Origin of the sequence: Streptomyces sp. MMCC 100, from assembly GCF_041538145.2 — a bacterium.
In the GTDB taxonomy this organism is placed as follows: domain Bacteria; phylum Actinomycetota; class Actinomycetes; order Streptomycetales; family Streptomycetaceae; genus Streptomyces.
Genome location: NZ_JBGORK020000001.1, coordinates 4,695,446 through 4,713,816, shown reverse-complemented (window position 1 = coordinate 4,713,816; position 18,371 = coordinate 4,695,446). Strand labels below are relative to the sequence as shown.

The following is an 18,371-nucleotide window of genomic DNA, read 5'->3' as shown; positions in this document are numbered from 1 at the left end:
AATGACCAGCAAGACCACCGGAAGCCCCGGAACCACCGGAACCCCCGGCACCCCCGGCACCCACGGCGCCGTCCTCGCCGACCCCGCACCCGAGCAGGACCGCCCGCTCGTCGAACTGCGCCGCGCCGGCAAGTCCTACGGCAACATCCGCGCCCTGCACGGAGTCGACCTCGCCGTGCACCCGGGCAGGGTGACCTGCGTGCTCGGCGACAACGGTGCCGGCAAGTCCACCCTCATCAAGATCATCTCCGGGCTGCACCAGCACACCGAGGGCGAGTTCCTCGTCGACGGCGACGCCGTGCGCTTCAGCACCCCGCGCGACGCCCTCGACCGCGGCATCGCCACGGTCTACCAGGACCTCGCGACCGTCCCGCTGATGCCGGTGTGGCGCAACTTCTTCCTCGGCTCCGAGATGACCAAGGGGCCCTGGCCCGTGCGCTGCCTCGACATCGCCCGCATGAAGCGGACCGCCGACGAGGAACTGCGCAACATGGGCATCGTCCTGGACGACCTCGAACAGCCCATCGGCACCCTCTCCGGAGGCCAGCGCCAGTCCGTCGCCATCGCCCGCGCCGTCTACTTCGGCGCCCGCGTCCTCATCCTCGACGAGCCCACCGCCGCCCTCGGCGTCAAGCAGTCCGGCGTGGTCCTCAAGTACATCGCCGCCGCCCGCGAACGCGGCCTCGGCGTCGTGTTCATCACCCACAACCCCCACCACGCCTACATGGTCGGCGACCACTTCAGCGTGCTGCGCCTGGGCACCCTCGAACTCAGCGCCGCCCGCGCCGACATCACCCTGGAGGAACTCACCAACCACATGGCGGGCGGGGCCGAACTCGCCGCCCTCAAGCACGAACTGGCCCAGGTCGGCGGGGTCGACGTGGAGGCGCTCCCCGACGACCCGGGCGATGCGGCGAAGGCCGCCGCACCCGATACTGCCGACAGGACCGGCGCCGCCTCGTCCGACGCCGCCGCATCCGACAGCACCGCATCCGGCACCGCCGAAGGGAAGGCCTGAGCATGCCCTCTGCCCTCGACCGCATCCGAGTCGGCTCGGCCCCCGACTCCTGGGGCGTCTGGTTCCCCGACGACCCGCGGCAGGTGCCCTGGGAACGGTTCCTGGACGAGGTCACCGAGGCCGGCTACGACTGGATCGAGCTGGGACCCTACGGCTACCTCCCGACCGACCCGGCCCGGCTCACCGACGAGGTGACCCGGCGCGGCCTCAAGGTCTCCGCGGGCACCATCTTCTGCGGGCTGCACCGCGGCCCCTCCGAGTGGGACGCCACCTGGGAACAGGTGGGCCGCGTCGCCGCCCTGACGCAGGCGATGGACGCCAAGCACCTCGTCGTCATCCCGTCCTTCTGGCGCGACGACAAGACCGCCGAGATCCTGGAGCCGCCGGAGCTGACCGGCGAGCAGTGGACCCACCTCACCCGGGGCATGGAACGCCTCGGCCGCGAGGTGCGGGAGACCTACGGCCTGGACATCGTCGTCCACCCGCACGCCGACACCCACATCGACACCGAGGAGCACGTCGAGCGCTTCCTCGACGCCACCGACTCCGACCTCGTGAACCTCTGCCTGGACACCGGTCACTACGCCTACTGCGGCGGCGACAGCGTCAAGCTGATCGAGACCTACGGCGAGCGCATCGGCTACCTCCACCTCAAGCAGGTCGACCCGGAGATCCTCGCCGGGGTGCGGGAGGGCGGGGTGCCCTTCGGCCCGGCCGTGCAGCGCGGCGTGATGTGCGAACCGCCGGGCGGCGTGCCGGAGCTGGGTCCGGTGCTCACGGCGGCCCAGGAACTCGGCGTGGACCTGTTCGCCATCGTCGAGCAGGACATGTACCCCTGCGAGCCGGACAAGCCGCTGCCCATCGCGGTGCGCACCCGGAAGTTCCTGCGGTCCTGCGGCGCCTGAGCCGGGCCGCGCCGGCGGGGGAGTGTCCCGCCGGCGCACCGCTCGGCGGGCCGTTGTCGGTGGTGCGCGCTAGCGTGCGCAGCACTGACACCTCGCACCGTTCCGGGAGGCAGCCATGACCTCGCGTCTCAACCCGTACCTCAGCTTCGACGGCGACGCCCGACAGGCGATGGAGTTCTACGAGCAGGTGTTCGGCGGCACCCTGTCGCTGAACACCTTCGGCGAGTCCGGCATGCCGGACAGCGCGTACACCGACAAGATCATGCACGGCATGCTGGAGACGCCGGGCGGCTTCACCCTGATGGGCGCCGACACCCCGCCCGGGATGGCGTACACGCCGGGGAACAACTTCTCCGTGAGTCTCAGCGGCGACGACGCGACCGAGCTGCGCGGCTACTGGGAGAAGCTGTCCGCCGGCGGTTCGGTCGCCGTGCCCCTGGAGAAGCAGATGTGGGGCGACGTCTTCGGCATGTGCACGGACCGGTTCGGCGTCCCCTGGATGGTGGACATCAGCGAGCCGGCGGGCTGACCCCGCCGGCCCGTACGGCCCTGTGCCCCCCGCTCAGCCCCGCCGCACCTCCGCGATCGTCACCGGACGGTGCTCGTGCAGCGACAGGGTGCACGCCTCGGCGATCCAGCCCGCCTCCAGCGCGTCCTCGATCGTGCAGGGGGAGGTGCGGGCGCCGGCGACGACCTCGGTGAACGCGGTCAGCTCGGCGCGGTAGGCGGCGGTGAAGCGGTCCATGAAGAAGTCGTGCGGAGTACCGGCCGGGAAGGCCACGCCCGGCTCCACCGAGCGCAGCGGCAGCTTGTCCTCCAGGCCGACGGCGATCGAGTCGTCGAAGCCGTGGATCTCCATGCGTACGTCGTGACCGCGGCCGTTGTGGCGGCTGTTGGAGACCACGGCGATGGTGCCGTCGTCCAGGGTCAGGACCGCGCCGGTGGTGTCCGCGTCGCCCGCTTCCCTGATGAAGTCGGCGCCACGGTTGCCGCCGACGGCGTACACCTCGCTCACCTCCCGGCCGGTCACCCAGCGGATGATGTCGAAGTCGTGCACCGAACAGTCCCGGAAGATGCCCCCGGAGGCGGCGACGTAGGCGGCGGGCGGCGGCGCCGGGTCAAGCGTGGTCGACCGTACGGTGTGCAGCGTGCCCAGCTCTCCGCTGAGCACGGCCGCACGCGCGGCGGCGAACCCGGCGTCGAAGCGGCGGTTGTAGCCGATCTGGACCGGCACGTCACGGCCCGCGAGCGCCTTGAGCACCTCGACGCCCTCCGTCATGGTGCGGGCGACGGGCTTCTCGCAGAAGACGGGCACACCGGCCTCGACGGCGGCGAGGATCAGCTCCGGGTGGGCGTCGGTCGCCGCCGCGACCACCACACCGTCCACGCCGGCGGCCAGCACCGCCTCGGGGGAGTCCGCGACTTCGGCGCCGAACCGCTCGGCGGCGGTCCTCGCGGCGTCCGCGAACGGGTCGGCGACGACCAGCGAGTCGACGGCGTCGAGTCCGGCGAGGGTCTCGGCGTGGAAGGCGCCGATGCGGCCGAGGCCGAGGATTCCGATACGCATGCGTTCGTCTGCTCCTTGTGTGGGGTGGTGCGTGGTGTCCGTGCCGGGGCCCGTGCCCGGCACGGTCACGTTCACCGGCTCTCTCGCCGTTCGCGGCCCGCCCGCAGCTCCGCGCGGAGCGCCTCCGGCGCCCACTCCTCGCACAGCGCCCGCCGTACGAGGTCCGCCTGGGAGGGCGGGGCGAGACCGTCGACCGGCGGGTCCCTGTCGAGGTTCGTGGGGAAGGGGTACCCCTCCGCGCTCGCGGCGATCACACGCTCCAGCCACCGCTCGCCCACGCCTTCGGCCTTCCGTTTCAGCAGCACCGGGTATACGGCGTCCACCACCGCCGCCCGGTCCACGGTCTCCATCGCGCGGCCGAACGGCGAGGAGATCTGCAGCAGGTTGGCCATGCGGCGGATGTCCGCCGAGCGGTTGGTGCCCGCCGCGTGGAACAACGCGGGGTTGAAGAACACCGCGTCGCCCTTGGCCAGCGGCAGTTGCACGTGGTGCGCCTCGAAGTAGGCCCGGAACTCCGGCAGTCGCCAGGCCAGGTAACCCGGCAGGTACTTCTGGGAGTGCGGCAGGTACATGGTGGGCCCCGACTCCACGGGCATGTCGCAGTGCGCGACCGCGCCCTGGAGCGTGAGCACCGGGGACAGGCGGTGCACGTGCGCCGGGTAGGCGGCCGCGACCTCGGCGGAGAGGAAACCGAGGTGGTAGTCGCGGTGCACCGTCTGGGCCGCGCCGCCCGGGTTGACCACGTTGATCTGGGAGGTGACCTGGTGGCCGGGACCGAGCCAGGCCCGGGCCACCAGGGACAGGGCGTCGTTGGCGTAGTAGTCGGCGAACGCCTCGGGGTCGTGCAGGGCCGCCTTCTCCAGGGCGTTCCACACCCGGTCGTTGGCCCCGGGCGCGGCGAAGTGGTCACCGGCGGCGGCGCCCGAGGCGCGCTGCTCGGCGATCAGCGCGTCGAACACGGCGGTGGCCCGGTCGACCACCACCGGGTCCGGGAAGGCGCCCTGGAGGACGACGATGCCGGGGCCGTCGGCGAGGGCGTGGACGAGTTCGGCCGCCGTCTCCGCGTCGTCGCGCAGCCCTCCGGCGTCGTACACGGGGACGTTCTGCTCCACGGCGGCGGCCCGAGGGTACGCGGCCGGGTCGGTCGGCTGCTCGACGAGCGTGCGGAAGGCGCCGAGATCGCAGTCGCGTTCGGACAGATGGGCACGGTGGGTGGGGACGGACGCAGCGGACATCGTCGGCCTTTCGCTGACAGGGGCGACGCGGTGCTGTCATTCTTGTCCTGACAAACGCGTCGAACAACCAGCAGGCGGCCATCAAAAACCCCTCAGAACCCGCCGCACCGACGAAGCCGAGGAGCCGGTCATGGGGCACCCCTTCCCGATCCGGGAGATCGCACGTCAGGCGGGCCTGAGCGAGGCCACCGTCGACCGGGTGCTCAACGGCCGCGGCGGTGTGCGCGAGAGCACCGCGTACGAGGTGCACCGGGCCATCGCCGACCTGGACCGCCAGCGCACCCAGGTCCGGCTGGTCGGCCGCACGTTCATGTGCGACATCGTGATGCAGGCGCCTGAACGCTTCTCCACCGCCGTGCGGACGGCGCTGGAGGCGGAACTGCCCGCCCTGCACCCCGCCGTGGTGCGCTGCCGCTTCCACTTCCGCGAGACGGGCCCGGCCGGAGAGCTGACCGACACCCTGGACCGGATCGGCCGGCGCGGCTCCCAGGGGGTGATCCTCAAGGCCCCGGACGTCCCCGAGGTGGCCGCCGCCGTGAGCCGGCTGACCGCCGCGGGCGTCCCCGTCGTCACCCTGGCGACGGACCTGCCCACCAGCCCTCGGGTCGCCTACGTCGGCATCGACGACCGGGCGGCCGGCGCGACCGCCGCCTACCTCATGGGCCAGTGGCTCGGCGACCGCCCCGGCAACGTCCTCACCAGCCTCAGCAGCGGCTTCTTCCGCAACGAGGAGGAGCGCGAAATGGGCTTCCGCGGCGTCATGCGGGCCCGGCACCCCGGGCGGGCCCTCGTCGAGATCGCCGAGGGACAGGGCCTGGACGCCACCCAGTACGACCTGGTGCGGGCCGCGCTCGAACGCGACCCGGACATCCGGGCCGTCTATTCGATCGGCGGCGGCAACATCGCCACCCTGCGCGCCTTCGAGGACCTCGGCCGCCCCTGCGAGGTGTTCGTCGCCCACGACCTCGACCAGGACAACACCCGTCTGCTGCGCGAGCGGCGCCTGTCCGTCGTCCTCCACCACGACCTGCGCCAGGACCTGCGCGAGGCCTGCCGCCACGTGATGCGGGCCCACGGCGCCCTGCCGTCCGCCGGTCCGGCGCGGCCGTCGGCGATCCAGGTCGTCACCCCGCACAACATGCCTCCCGACACCGCGACCGTGTGACGCGCGGCGCCGCGCCGGGCGGGTGACGCGGCCGTCCGCGCGCTCGCTGCACGAGTACGGGCGGGAACCGGTCCCCATCGCCGTCCACGCGGCGGCGGTCGCCTCCCACGGCGCCCTGCGCGCCGTGCCGGCCACCCGGCCCTGGCCGCGCGGCGACACCGCACCCGAGGAAGGGTCCTCGCTCTACGGCCCGGACGTCGCGGCGTCGGCGGTGGCCTTCGCGTCGAGCATCCCGCTCGCCCTAGGCGGGAGTGACCCAGGCGCCGCTCTGCGCCGACCGCGCCATGGCCTCCAGTACGGCCGCGCTGTGCACGGCGTCCGGCAGGGTGGCGCCGTACGGGGTGCCCTCCGCGATCGAGCGCAGGAACCGGTGGGCCTCCACCACCTTCAGGTCGTCGTAGCCCATGGCGTTGGCGGCACCCGGCTGGAAGGACGCGAACTCGCCGTGCCCGGGGCCGACGTACACGGTGCTGACGGGCTGGTCCTGAAACACCGTGCCGCGGCTGACGCCCAGTTCGTTCATGCGGCGGAAGTCCCAGTACACCGCGCCCGTGGTGCCGTGCACCTCGAAGCCGTAGTTGTTCTGCTCGCCGACCGAGACCCGGCAGGCCTCCAGGACACCGCGGGCGCCGGAGGCGAAGCGCAGCAGGCAGTTGACGTAGTCCTCGTTCTCGACCGGGCCCAACTCGCCGCCCGTGGCCCGCGCGTGACCGGCGGTGGCGGCGGCGGGACGGGCCCGCTCCGGCAGGAAGACCGCCGTGTCGGCGGTCAGCGACGCGATGTCGCCGAGCAGGAACCGGGCCAGGTCCACGCCGTGCGAGGCCAGGTCGCCGAGCACCCCGCTGCCACCGCGCTCCCGCTCGAACCGCCACGTCAGAGCGCCCTCGGGATGGGCCGCGTAGTCGCTGAAGAGACGGATGCGGACATGGGTGACGGCGCCGATCTCCCCGGCGGCGATCAGGTCGCGGGCCGCCTCGACGGCGGGCGCGTTGCGGTAGTTGAAGCCGACCGCGCCCTGCACACCCGCCTTGGCCACCGCGTCCGCCACCGCGCGGGCGTCCCCGGCGGTCAGCCCCACCGGCTTCTCGATCCAGATGTGCTTGCCCGCCTCGGCCATCGCCACGGCGATCTCGCGGTGCAGGAAGTTCGGGGCCGTGATGCTGACCGCCTGGATCCGGGGGTCCGCGGCCACCTCGCGCCAGTCGCGGGTGGTCGAGGCGAACCCGAACTGCGCGGCGGCCTCCTCGGCCCGCCCCGGCACATCCTCGGCGACCGTCACCAGCTCGGGGCGGAGGGCGAGGTGCGGGTAGTGGTGCCGGACACGTGCGTACGCCTGGGTGTGCACCCGGCCCATCCAGCCGAAACCGACGACGGCGACACCGAGCGCGTCCACCATGAGAGCCCCTCTTCGGACCTGTCCGTGATCTGTCCAGCGTGATCTGTCCAGGCCACCCTGAGCGGGTGTCGGCATCATGTCAACCTTTTGACAGGACAAACACCATGTGCTGATCTCACGACCGGCCGAGGTTGATCGTGTACGCCTTGCGCAGCGTCTCGTGCACCGTCCACGTCGTACGGTCGCCCTCGCGCAGCACGGCCAGGTCGCCCGGTCCGACCGTGAGGGTCGGACCGTCCGCCACCTCGATGGTGGCCGAGCCGCTGAGCACGACGAACATCTCGTCCGCCTCGGTGTCGGTGACGACGCCCGGCGTGATCTGCCAGACGCCCCGCACCTGACGGCCGTCCGGCGACTCCCAGACCACCCTGCCGGTCACCTCGGGCGTGCCGGACACGATCTGGCCGGGGGAGAGCGGCTCGGGTTCGAGCTCGGCGTCGGGGACGTGGACAACGAAGCTGTGGGTCATGCCGTGACGCTAGCCGCGCCGTGCGGGGCGCCGGGGGAGACAGGGTGTGCGGGATCCGGACCGGTGTGCGGACACTTCGTCGCGGCCCGGGCGCGGACAGCGGGAGCGTAATAACGCAAACAAAATTGTTGACAATGTTGTTTGGCTAGATTTACGTTCGACAGGCACTCACTCAGGGAGGGCAACCATGCCGAACCAAGCCCGTCCGGGCACCGGGGAGCAGGCCAAGCAGCTTGCGCTCGGGCAGCTGCGGCAGGCGATCCTGCGCGGCGACATGGCACCCGCGCAGCGGCTGGTGGAGAACGAACTCGCCGAGCAGTTCGGCGTGACCCGGGCCAGTATCCGGGCCGCGCTGATCGACCTGGAGTCCCAGGGGCTCGTCGAGCGCATCCGCAACCGCGGTTCACGGGTGCGGGTGGTGACCGTGGAGGAGGCCGTCGCCATCACCGAGTGCCGGCTCGTCCTCGAAGGGCTCTGCGCGGCCAAGGCGGCCGCCGCCGTCGACGACGGGCAGGTCGCCCAGCTGAAGGACCTGGGCACGGCGATGCGCAAGGCCGTGGCCGGCGGCGAACCGCTGACCTACTCGGACCTCAACCACGAACTCCACGCCCGCATCCGGGAGTTCTCCGGCCAGCTGACGGCCGTGGAGCTGCTGGAACGGCTCAACGCCCAACTGGTACGGCACCGCTTCCAGTTGGCGCTGCGTCCGGGACGCCCGCAGCAATCCCTGAACGAGCACCTGGCCATGATCGAAGCGATCGAGGCCAGGGACCCACAGGCCGCCGAGGCGGCCGTCCGGGCCCACCTCACCAGCGTGATCGAGGCGCTGCGCGACTGACACACGCACCTGAGACACGCACCGAGGCGGGCGCCACCTGTCCACCAAGGAGATTGCACCCATGACGTACGGCAACGCGCCCGCCGCCGTCCCCCGCTCGACCCTCGTCGTCACCGCGCACGCGGGGGACTTCGTGTGGCGGGCGGGCGGCGCCATCGCGCTGGCCGCATCCCGCGGGGAGAAGGTCACCATCGCGTGCCTGACCTTCGGCGAGCGCGGCGAGTCCGCCAAGGCCTGGCGCGAGGGGAAGAAGCTGGCGGAGATCAAGGCGCTGCGCCGGGAGGAGGCCGAGAAGGCCGCCGCCACCCTGGGCGCGGAGGTCCGCTTCTTCGACGCCGGTGACTACCCGTTGGCCGTCACCCCGGAGCTGACCGACCGGCTCGTCGAGGTCTACCGCGCCACCCAGCCCGACGTCGTGCTCACCCACCCCGTCGAGGACCCGTACAACGGAGACCACCCGGCCGCCAACCGCATGGCACTGGAGGCGCGCGTCCTCGCTCAGGCCATCGGCTACCCGGGCGAGGGCGAGATCATCGGCGCCCCGCCGGTCTTCTACTTCGAGCCGCACCAGCCCGAGATGAGCGGCTTCCGCCCCGAGGTGCTGCTCGACATCACCGAGGTGTGGGAGACCAAGCGCAAGGCGATGGAGTGCCTCGCCGCCCAGCAGCACCTGTGGGACTACTACACCGACCTGGCCGTCCGCCGGGGCGTCCAGCTCAAGCGCAACGCGGGCCCCAACCTCGGCCTCGCGCACAAGACCATGGCCGAGGCGTTCATGCGCCCCTACCCGCAGATCGCGAAGGAGCTCGCATGAGCGGCGTCGTCGTCACCAACCCGCCCAAGGCCGCCGCCGAGGACGTCGAGGCGCTCGCCGGGTACGGCGTGGCCACGGTCAGCGAGGCCATGGGCCGTACCGGACTGCTCGGTCCGGAGATCCGCCCCGTCCAGCAGGACGTACGGATCGCGGGCACCGCGGTCACCGTGCTCAGCTGGCCCGGCGACAACCTGATGATCCACGCCGCCGTGGAGCAGTGCGGCGAGGGCGACGTCCTCGTCGTCACCACCACCTCACCGTCCACCGACGGCCTGTTCGGCGAACTGTTCGCCACCGCCCTCCAGCGGCGCGGGGTGCGCGGCATCGTCATCAACACGGGCATCCGCGACACCCAGGAACTGCGGGAGATGGGCTTCGCCGCATGGTCCCGTGCCGTGTCCGCGCAGGGCACGGTCAAGGCCACCGGGGGCTCGGTCAACGTCCCGATCGCCGTCGACGGCCAGGTCGTCCGCCCCGGCGACGTGATCGTCGCCGACGACGACGGCGTGGTGGTCGTCCCCCGCGAGCGCGCCCGGCAGGTCGTCGAGGCCTCCGAGGCCCGCGAGAAGAAGGAGGCCGCCACGCGCGCCGCGTTCGTGGACGGTCAACTCGGTCTGGACCGCTACGGGTTGCGCGAGAAGCTGAAGGAACTCGGCGTCACCTACCGGTCGTACGACGAGTACACCGCCGGGGAACGGCCGTGACCGGCACCGGCACCGGCACCGGCACCGGCACCGGCACCGGCACCGGCACCGGCACCGGCACCGGCACCGAGGAGGTGCGCTGCACACTGATGCGCGGCGGCACCTCCAAGGGCGCCTACTTCCTCGCCGACGACCTGCCCGCCGACCCCGGCGCCCGCGACGACCTGCTCCTGCGGATCATGGGCAGTCCCGACCCGCGCCAGATCGACGGCCTGGGCGGCGCGCACCCGCTGACCAGCAAGGTCGCCGTGATCTCCCGCTCAGCCGACCGGGACACGGACGTCGACTACCTGTTCCTCCAGGTCGCCGTGGACGCGCCCGAGGTCACCGACCGGCAGAACTGCGGCAACATCCTCGCCGGGGTGGGCCCGTTCGCCGTAGAGCGCGGGCTCGTGCCGGCCGGGGAGGCCGAGACCTCCGTACGCATCCGCATGCTCAACACCGGCGAACGGGCCGTCGCGACCTTCCCGACCCCGGGCGGGCGCGTCGACTACACGGGCGACACCGCGATATCCGGCGTGCCCGGCACCGCCGCCGCGGTCCTCATCGAGTTCCCGCAGGGCGCGGGTCCCCTGCTGCCCACCGGCAACGTCCGCGACACCGTCGCCGGCACCGAGGTGACCTGCGTCGACAACGGCATGCCCGTCGTACTGATCCCGGCCGCCGCGCTGGAGGTCACCGGGTACGAGACACCCGCCGACCTCGAGGAGGACACGGCGCTCGCCGACCGGCTGCGCGAGATCCGGCTGGCCGCCGGACACCTGATGGGCCTCGGCGACGTCGAGGGCGCCACCGTGCCCAAGCTGACCCTGCTCGCCCCGCCCCGGGACGGCGGCGCGGTCACCACCCGCACCTTCATCCCCGTGCGCTGCCACACCTCCATCGGCGTCCTGGGCGCCGCGAGCGTGGCGGCCGGGCTGCGCGTCCCCGGCGGCGTGGGGGAGGGCATCGCCCAACTCCCCGACTCCGGCGACCGCGTCCGGGTGGAACACCCCACCGGCTTCCTGGAGGTCGGCGTCGAGCTCGACCCCGGCCCGCTCGTGGTCCGGCGTACCGCCGTCGTACGCACCGCGCGCAAGATCTTCGACGGCACCGTCTTCCCCCGGTCCGCCGCGACGGCACCGATCCCCGCACAACGCCCTGGAGGCCACCATGACTCCGCCGCTCGGTGACATCGCCCACGTCGGCCACGCCCAGCTCTTCACGCCCGATCTGGACGCGAGCGTCGCCTTCTTCACGGACTACCTGGGCCTGACCGTCAACGGCCAGGACGGCGACACCGTCTACCTGCGCACCTACGACGACTACGAACACCACAGCCTCGTCCTCACCGCCCGCGCACAGCCCGGCCTCGGCCGTCTCGCGCTGCGCACCTCCAGTGAGGAGGCGCTCCGCCGGAGGGTGGCGGCGCTGGAGGCGGCGGGGCGGCCCGGCAAGTGGGTCGAGGACGAGCCGGGCATCGGCGAGCTGTACCTCACCACCGACCCCGACGGGCACGAGCACGCCCTGTACTGGGAGAGCGAGCACTACCGGGCACCCGAGGAACTGAGGCCCGCCCTCAAGAACCAGCCGCAGGCCAAACCCAACCGGGGCGTGGGCGTACGCCGCCTGGACCACATCAACTTCCTCGCCGCCGACGTCCTCGCGAGCGCCGAGTTCCAGGAACAGCTCCTCGGCGCCCGGCCCACCGAGCAGATCCGGCTCGACTCCGGGAGGATCGCGGCCCGTTGGCTGACCTTCACCGACAAGTCGTACGACGTCGTCTACACCGAGGACTGGACCGGTTCCTCCGGGCGCCTGCACCACATCGCCTTCGCCGCCGACACCCGCGAGGACATCCTGCGCGCCGCCGACCTCGCCATCGACACCGGCGTGTTCATCGAGACGGGCCCGCACAAGCACGCCATCCAGCAGACGTTCTTCCTGTACGTCTACGAGCCCGGCGGCAACCGCATCGAACTGTGCAACCCGCTCACCCGCCTCGTGCTGGCGCCGGACTGGCCGCTGATCACCTGGACCGAGGAGGAGCGGAGGAAGGGCCAGGCCTGGGGTCTGAAGACCATCGAGTCCTTCCACACCCACGGCACTCCGCCGGTCGCCTGACAGGCCGTCCTCACAGGTTTCGCACAGGGGGTGGGTCGCGCACGAATCGATCAGGGCCTTGCGCTCGTCGAACGGGACGAAGGCGCTCTTGNACACACAGGCCCTCCTCCGGCTCGCTCGACAACGGATCAACGTGCTGTTCGCGATGCTCCGCGACGGCACCTTCTACGAACCCAGAACCCCGCGCCTCGCTTGACGAAAGACATAGAGGCACCCCCCCGTCGCCCGGGACTCCCCTCAGGTCCTTGGAGCAGGGAGAGGGAGCACACCGCCCGCGGCTGCCGGGTCTGGGCGGCCCGTCGCGGTCGGGTCAGGGTGTCTCGTGCGCCTTGAGCAGGCGCGACGGCCCGGTGGCGAGGGCTCCCGCCGTGGACAGGGCGGTGAGGAGCAGCAGCGCCTGGCGGTAGCCGCCGGTGACGGCCGCGGTGACGGCCGGCAGCGCCAGGAGGGGGCCAAGCTGTACGGCCGTCTGGTAGACCGGCACCGCCGCGCCCCGGTGTTCCGGCGACATGCCGGAGGTTGCCTGCAGGTTGAGGGCCGCGAAGGACAGGACGAAGCCGGTCTCCACGCACAACAGCGCGGGCAGCACCCCGGTGACATAGGTCTCGGGCGGCCCGGTCAGCAGCGTGGTCACACAGCCGGCCGCCGCCGCACAGCCGCCGGCCGCGATCAGCCGTTCGGTGCCGAAGCGCCCCACCATCCGTCCGGTGAAGGGCAGAGCGAACGCCAGCGGTACGCAGGCCGGCAGGAAGGCGAGTGCCGTACGCCAGGAGCTCCACCCCCACTGGTCGTGCAGCCAGTGGGTGAGGAGCAGCAGCAGCCCCAGGTACGTGCCGTTGAGCGTCGCCGCGCACACCGCCGACCGCACGAACGGGCCGTTGCGCACCAGCCGTGCCAGGGTCGCCCGGAGCGGCGCGGCGGCCGTCGGCGCCGTGTCGGGCGGGATGAGGCGGACACCGACGATCAGCAGGAGCAGGGCGAACGGTGCGGGAAACACCGGGTTCCAGCGCCAGCTCAGTCCGGTGAGGGCCCCCGAAGCGAGGAGGCCCGCGGTGAACCCGGCCGCCCCGAACAGCGAGTACACCGACACCGCCCGGCGCTGCTCGGGCCCCGGCAGGTACGCGGTGCTGATGATGCCGAGTCCGGTGGGCGCGGTCAGCGCCGCGCACATGCCCTTCACCACCCGGGTGGCGATCAGCACGGCCCCCTGGTCGGAGAACCCGCCGGCCACCGAGGCGGCGATGAACACAGGCAGCGCGGCGAGATACACCCGTCGCCGGCCCCAGCGTGCCACGAGACGAGGCCCGAGCAGCAGCAGCGCCGCGAACCCTGCGGCGAAGCCGCTCATCACCCACTGGCCGGCGACCGCCGACAGCCCGAGGTCCCGCCCCATGGCCGGCAGCGCGACCAGCATGACGGACACCTCCAGGGCGTCGATGAGCATGTTGCCCGCGAGGACGAAGAGCAGAGCCCGCCGGCCGGAGCCGGCGCGGGGCGCACGGCGGGAGAAGAGGGTCGTCATCCGCTTGACCGTCCGACCGCTCAGCCGCCGAGCAGGGTGCCGCCGCTGGCGTCCAGGTAGGAGCCGGTGACCCAGCGGGAGTCGTCGCTCGCGAGGAAGGCAACGACGTCGGCGATGTCGCGGGCCTCCCCGACCCGGTTGAAGACCGAGTAGCCCGCCATGGCGGTCACCGCCTCCTGGTTGTCGAAGACCGGCGAGCCGTTGTCGGTGATGCCGGGACCCACACTGTTCACAGTGATGCCGCGCGCACCGAGGTGCTTGGCGAAGTGCAGGGTGAGCTGGTCGACGGCGCCCTTGGTCATCGCGTACGCCACCTCCTGCGGGTTGGCGACCCGGGTCAGACCGGAGGAGATGTTGATGATCCGGCCGCCGTCGGGCAGGTTGCTCAATGCCCGCTGCACGAGGAAGTACGGCGCTTTCGCGTTGACGGCGAAGAGCCGGTCGAACTGCTCGGGCGTGAGGTCCTCGGGGTTCACCCCGCCCATGACTCCGGCGTTGTTCACCAGGATGTCAAGGGTGGTGCTGCCGGTGCGTTCCTTCAGCTCCCGCTCCAGGCCCAGGAACAGCTCGTGGACGTCGCCCGGCACCCCGAGTTCGGCGAGCACCGGGAAGGCCCGGCCGCCCTCCTTCTCGATGGCGGCGACGGTCTCCTCGGCGGACGCCGGGTTGCTCGAGCCGTGCACCGCGACGAGCGCCCCCTCGCGGGCCAGCCGGATGGCCGTGGCCCGGCCGATGCCACGGCTGGAGCCGGTGACGAGCGCGGTCTTTCCGGTGAGCTTGCCCATGGTGGTCCTCCTGTGCGTGATGTGCTGACGAATCGGTGCGGAAGCGCCGGGCACGGCCGGCCGGCGGGCCCCGGGCGCGGCGGGGCCGCCGCTGTCGAGCCCGCTGATCATTGCGCCCAGGTGGCGGCGGGCCACCGGGATCTCCAGCAGCTCGCGGAACACCCCCCGCAGCGCCTCCACTTCGGGCCCGCCGAACATCAGCTGGGCCTGCGCCTCGATGTTGGAGAGCACGCGGGCGCCCACGGGATGGCGGACCGTGTGATAGGTGTCGAGCAGCTCCTCGCCGGCTCGGCCGGTGAGATGCGCGGCAAGGGTCCCGCCGAGCTCCATCGCGTCCTGCAGGCCCAGGTTGAGCGCCTGCCCGCCGACCGGCAGCTGGACATGGGCGGCGTCTCCGGCGAGGAACACCCGGCCCTTGCGGTAACGGACCGCCTGCCTGCGGGCGTTGTGGAAGGCGTTGACCCAGACGGGCCGGGCGCCGCTGATGTCCTCGCCGGTGACCCGTGCCCAGACGGCGCACACCTCGGCGAACGTGGGGACCTTGGAAGTGCCGGGAACCCGGTCGAACGCGTGCACCATGATGCGGGTGACACCGTCCGGTCCGCGGCGGGCGTTGGCCACCCCCTCCGGATGCCGCTCGAAGCGCCGCTCCGGCACATCGATGTCCGCCAGGTCGGCGCGCAGCAGCTCCTTGGTGGGGCCTGTTCCGGAAAGGCCGAAGCCCACCAGCCGCCGTACGGTGCTCTCCTCGCCGTCGCAGCCGACGACGTACGCGGCAGTGAGCCGCAGCCGCCCGCCGTCCGGCGCGGTGGCGACGACATGGACCCGGTCGGGCGCCTCGACCAGACCGGTGACCGTGTGACCACGCCGCACCTCGGAGCCGAGCTGCCCCGCCCACTCGCCCAGCACCGCCTCGACACGGGTCTGCGGTGCCTTCCACTGTCCGGCGTACGGGCTGTCGCCGGCCTCGGTCAGGTCGAGGCGGATGCCGCCGAAGTGGCCCGCTCCGGCGTCGGGCAGCGGCCCGAACCGGTCCAGCAGATCCCGCTCGTGCAGCAGTTCCATCGTGCGGGCGTGCAGGACCGAGGCCCGCGACTCGGTGGTGGGCGCGGCCAGCCGTTCCAGTACGGTCACCCGTGCCCCGCCGGTGCGCAGTTCCCCGGCGAGCATCAGGCCGACCGGCCCGGCGCCGACGACGACCACATCGGTGTCCAGCTGCCTCATGGTCAGCGCTTGTTCTCGGCGTAGTTCTTGGCGTGGCCCAGGGTGGCGCGGCTGTTGGTGCTCAGCGCGCTGCGGACGTACTCCCGGGCATCGGCGACGGTCGCCCCGGGGCCCAGGATTTTGACGATGTTCTCCGTGTTGAGGACCACGGTGTGCTGCGAGGTGGCGGCGACACCGCTTTCGTTCTCCGCGAACGTCCAGCAGCCGGTGTGCAGGGTCATCAGCGCGGGCAGGGTGACCTGCTTGTACGCGATCTTGTAGGGCGGGAAGGTCACCCGGTACGACTTCGTGGTGTGCGTCGAGCCGTCCTTGGCGCGGGTGTCCATCTCCAGGGTCTGCAGCCCCGGGGTGTCCTCCGAGAAGCGGACGGAGGCCACGTGCGGCAGCCGCTCCACCCACAGGCCGGCCTCGTTGACGAAGTCGTAGGCGTCCTTGGCCGATCCGGTGATCTGCACGGTGTCCTCGAAGGAGAAGGTGATCTCCTCGGCGGCGTGGGCCCGTTCGACGTTGGTCTTCAGTGCGGCCAGCTCCGAGCGGGAGTTGCGGTCGACGGCCTCGTCGATCCACTTCAGGCCCTCCGGATCGTCGTCGACGGCCCGGTAGTCGTGCAGCAGCCGGATGCGGGCGGACGCCGTGGAGAGCGGCTCGATGATCCAGGTGCCGCCCATCGCGGCGACCGGCGGGGTGGAGACCTCCTGGCGGAAGGTGATCCGCAGGTTCTCCGGGTCCAGGGTGCGGCGCGAGGACCAGTTCTTCGCCTCGCCGTTGGCGGTGGCCCAGATCCGGATGCGCTCCTCGCCCGCGCCGCGCTCCACGTGGTCGACGTAGATGGTGGGCGGGAAGATCCGCGGCCAGTTCTCCACCTCGGCGATCAGCCGGTAGACGGCGGCGGCCGGGGCGTCGACGGCGATCTCGTGCTCGACCTGGCGGGTCGTCATGGTGTCTTCTCCTGCGTGTGGTCGGGGTCCGGAGGCCGGGTATCAGAAGTTGCCCAGGCCGCCGCAGACGTTCAGCGCCTGGGAGGTGATGGACGCGGCGGCGTCGGAGGCCAGATAGCCGACCAGGCCCGCGACCTCCTCGGGGGTCGAGTAGCGGCCGAGCGGGATCTTCGCCTGGAATTTCTCGAGGATGGCGTCCTCGGTGCTGTCGTAGGCAGCCGCGTAGCCCTGGCGCACGCGCTGCGCCATCGGGGTCTCGACGTAGCCCGGGCAGACCGCGTTGACCGTGATGCCGGTGGGCGCCAGCTCGTTGCCGAGCGCCTTGGTGAAGCCGACGACGCCGTGCTTGGAAGCGGAGTACGGCGCGCCGAGCACCACGCCCTGCTTGCCCGCGGTGGAGGCGATGTTGAGGATCCGGCCGCGTTCCTTCTCGCGCATGCCGCCCGTGGTGAGCACTTCGCGCGTCATCAGGAAGACGCTGTTGAGATTGGTGTCGATCACGTCGTACCAGAGGTCGTCGGCGATGTCGGCGGTGACCCCGCCACCCGACCGGCCCGCGTTGTTGACCAGCACGTCGATCGTGCCGAAGCGGTCGACGGCCTGCTGCACCAGCCGCTTGATGTCGTCGGAGGAACGGACGTCGCAGGGCGCGCCGTCCACCTCCAGCCCCTCGTCGAGGAGTTCCTTGACCGTACGGGTCACGCTCTCCTCGGTGCGGGCGCAGAGGAACACCTGGTGGCCCTGGGCGGCCAGCAGCCTGGTCACCGCCAGGCCGATACCGCTGGTCGCGCCGGTGACGAGGGCGACCCTCCGGTGCTGCTGCGTCATGTCTGTCTCCTGGAAACGTCGGTGAAGGCGGCTGGACACACCGCTGCCGCCGGACCTGCGGCGGCACCGGCGGCAGAGCGGGAAAGGAAGAAAGGGAGGAAAGGGAAGGGGTGAAGCGCGCCGCCGGTTCCCGCCGAGGGCATCGACGGTGTCCGGCGGGAACCGACGGGGCGCGGTCCGGGACGGGCTCAGCCGATACGGGCCGGCACCAGCACGGCGTTGACGGCCGCGATCAGCTCACGCGGCGTCCGCGCGTCGGTCAGCGTCTCGTCGTCGAGGATGATGTCGAACTCGCGCTCGATCCGGCCGCTGGTCTCCAGCATCGCCAGGGACTCGTAGCCCAGCGACTCGAAGTCGGTGTCGACGATGTCCCCGTCGAGGTCGATGCCGTCGTCCGCGCCGGCTCCCTCGCGCAGGATGCGCTTGAGGTCGTCGAGGGTGAACTCATGGGCGGGCATGGGTGACTGTCCTTTCGTTGCTGGTGTGGGGGGCGGTCACGGCCGGCTCTCCGCGCGCCGTCGTGACCGCCGCCGCTCGCCGATCGGCACGCCACACGATGCGGCGCCCTCGGACCGGCCGAGCGGGACCATGGGGCAGCGTGCAGCTGCGGGGCGGAGGTGACGGAGGAGGCTGTTCCCGCCCGTGGGCGTCCGATGCGGTGCCACGCGCGAGGCACCGGTGCCGGACTTCCTCAGGGTGGTGCGGGCGGGGGACCGGCCGCGGGTGCGGCAGGCGCGGGTGTTCCCCGGCGGTTGCCGGAGGCCGTGGTCGTCCGCGGTGCGCCGACGGCGGCCCGAGCGGCCGTACGACGGTGGCCGACGGGCGTCGACGGCGTCGTCGCGGCCGGTGAGTGCCCTCGG

General features: G+C 72.1%; 18 protein-coding genes. 9 read left to right on the top strand and 9 right to left on the bottom strand.

What is annotated here, in order from left to right:
* Position 1 precedes the first annotated feature (1 nt).
* The 3 genes from ABS735_RS21970 (at position 2) to ABS735_RS21960 (ending at position 2,452) form a co-directional block, all read left to right on the top strand.
* A complete protein-coding gene (locus ABS735_RS21970) occupies positions 2-1,018 on the top strand; it encodes an ATP-binding cassette domain-containing protein (protein WP_373900883.1) in 1,017 nt (338 codons plus the stop codon).
* Between the two features lie 2 nt (positions 1,019-1,020).
* Positions 1,021-1,923: a sugar phosphate isomerase/epimerase family protein gene (locus ABS735_RS21965; RefSeq protein ID WP_373900884.1), complete on the top strand. Its 903-nt coding sequence runs from the start codon at positions 1,021-1,023 to the stop codon at positions 1,921-1,923.
* A gap of 115 nt (positions 1,924-2,038) precedes the next feature.
* Positions 2,039-2,452 carry a VOC family protein gene (locus ABS735_RS21960; protein WP_373900885.1) on the top strand — a complete coding sequence of 138 codons (414 nt, stop codon included), beginning with the start codon at positions 2,039-2,041 and terminating at the stop codon, positions 2,450-2,452.
* 33 nt (positions 2,453-2,485) lie between these two features.
* Here the strand turns inward: ABS735_RS21960 and ABS735_RS21955 are convergent, their stop codons facing one another.
* Both ABS735_RS21955 and ABS735_RS21950 read right to left on the bottom strand, forming a co-directional pair.
* Positions 2,486-3,490, bottom strand: a complete 1,005-nt coding sequence (locus tag ABS735_RS21955) for a Gfo/Idh/MocA family protein (protein ID WP_373900886.1) — start codon at positions 3,488-3,490, stop codon at positions 2,486-2,488.
* A gap of 71 nt (positions 3,491-3,561) precedes the next feature.
* Positions 3,562-4,725, bottom strand: coding sequence for a phytanoyl-CoA dioxygenase family protein (locus tag ABS735_RS21950; RefSeq protein WP_373900887.1), 1,164 nt, complete (start codon positions 4,723-4,725; stop codon positions 3,562-3,564).
* 130 nt (positions 4,726-4,855) lie between these two features.
* Between ABS735_RS21950 and ABS735_RS21945 the strand changes: the two genes are divergently transcribed.
* The gene (locus ABS735_RS21945; protein WP_373900888.1) at positions 4,856-5,890 is read left to right on the top strand and encodes a LacI family DNA-binding transcriptional regulator; all 1,035 of its coding nucleotides are present in this window, start codon (positions 4,856-4,858) and stop codon (positions 5,888-5,890) included.
* Positions 5,891-6,131: 241 nt separating this feature from the next.
* Here the strand turns inward: ABS735_RS21945 and ABS735_RS21940 are convergent, their stop codons facing one another.
* The gene (locus tag ABS735_RS21940) at positions 6,132-7,286 is read right to left on the bottom strand and encodes a Gfo/Idh/MocA family protein (protein WP_373900890.1); all 1,155 of its coding nucleotides are present in this window, start codon (positions 7,284-7,286) and stop codon (positions 6,132-6,134) included.
* Between the two features lie 115 nt (positions 7,287-7,401).
* A complete protein-coding gene (locus ABS735_RS21935; protein WP_373900891.1) occupies positions 7,402-7,755 on the bottom strand; it encodes a cupin domain-containing protein in 354 nt (117 codons plus the stop codon).
* Between the two features lie 187 nt (positions 7,756-7,942).
* Here ABS735_RS21935 and ABS735_RS21930 point away from each other — a divergent pair, with 187 nt between their 5' ends.
* The 5 genes from ABS735_RS21930 to ABS735_RS21910 all read left to right on the top strand — a co-directional run bounded on the left by ABS735_RS21930 (position 7,943) and on the right by ABS735_RS21910 (position 12,214).
* Complete coding sequence (locus tag ABS735_RS21930; protein ID WP_373900892.1) at positions 7,943-8,593, top strand: GntR family transcriptional regulator; 651 nt, start codon at positions 7,943-7,945, stop codon at positions 8,591-8,593.
* A 61-nt stretch (positions 8,594-8,654) separates the two neighbouring features.
* The gene (locus ABS735_RS21925) at positions 8,655-9,407 is read left to right on the top strand and encodes a PIG-L deacetylase family protein (protein ID WP_373900893.1); all 753 of its coding nucleotides are present in this window, start codon (positions 8,655-8,657) and stop codon (positions 9,405-9,407) included.
* Positions 9,404-10,111 (top strand): 4-carboxy-4-hydroxy-2-oxoadipate aldolase/oxaloacetate decarboxylase, encoded by a 708-nt coding sequence (locus ABS735_RS21920; RefSeq protein WP_373900894.1) that lies wholly within the window; start codon positions 9,404-9,406, stop codon positions 10,109-10,111. The genes ABS735_RS21925 and ABS735_RS21920 overlap by 4 nt, the downstream gene beginning before the upstream one ends.
* Positions 10,112-10,185: 74 nt before the next feature.
* Complete coding sequence (locus ABS735_RS21915; RefSeq protein WP_373901278.1) at positions 10,186-11,283, top strand: 4-oxalomesaconate tautomerase; 1,098 nt, start codon at positions 10,186-10,188, stop codon at positions 11,281-11,283.
* Positions 11,264-12,214, top strand: a complete 951-nt coding sequence (locus ABS735_RS21910; protein WP_373900895.1) for a catechol 2,3-dioxygenase — start codon at positions 11,264-11,266, stop codon at positions 12,212-12,214. Before ABS735_RS21915 ends, ABS735_RS21910 begins: the two co-directional genes overlap by 20 nt.
* Positions 12,215-12,524: 310 nt before the next feature.
* On the opposite strand, the gene ABS735_RS21905 is transcribed toward ABS735_RS21910, so the two are convergent.
* The 5 genes from ABS735_RS21905 to ABS735_RS21885 form a co-directional block, all read right to left on the bottom strand.
* Positions 12,525-13,736, bottom strand: a complete 1,212-nt coding sequence (locus ABS735_RS21905; RefSeq protein ID WP_373900918.1) for an MFS transporter — start codon at positions 13,734-13,736, stop codon at positions 12,525-12,527.
* Positions 13,737-13,756: 20 nt separating this feature from the next.
* On the bottom strand, positions 13,757-15,745 hold the full coding sequence (locus ABS735_RS21900) for an SDR family oxidoreductase (RefSeq protein WP_373900919.1): 1,989 nt from the start codon (positions 15,743-15,745) through the stop codon (positions 13,757-13,759).
* A 2-nt stretch (positions 15,746-15,747) separates the two neighbouring features.
* Complete coding sequence (locus tag ABS735_RS21895; RefSeq protein ID WP_373900921.1) at positions 15,748-16,683, bottom strand: aromatase/cyclase; 936 nt, start codon at positions 16,681-16,683, stop codon at positions 15,748-15,750.
* Positions 16,684-16,725: 42 nt separating this feature from the next.
* On the bottom strand, positions 16,726-17,511 hold the full coding sequence (locus ABS735_RS21890) for a 3-oxoacyl-ACP reductase (protein ID WP_373900922.1): 786 nt from the start codon (positions 17,509-17,511) through the stop codon (positions 16,726-16,728).
* 188 nt (positions 17,512-17,699) lie between these two features.
* Positions 17,700-17,969: an acyl carrier protein gene (locus ABS735_RS21885; protein ID WP_373900923.1), complete on the bottom strand. Its 270-nt coding sequence runs from the start codon at positions 17,967-17,969 to the stop codon at positions 17,700-17,702.
* Between the last annotated feature and the right edge of the window lie 402 nt (positions 17,970-18,371).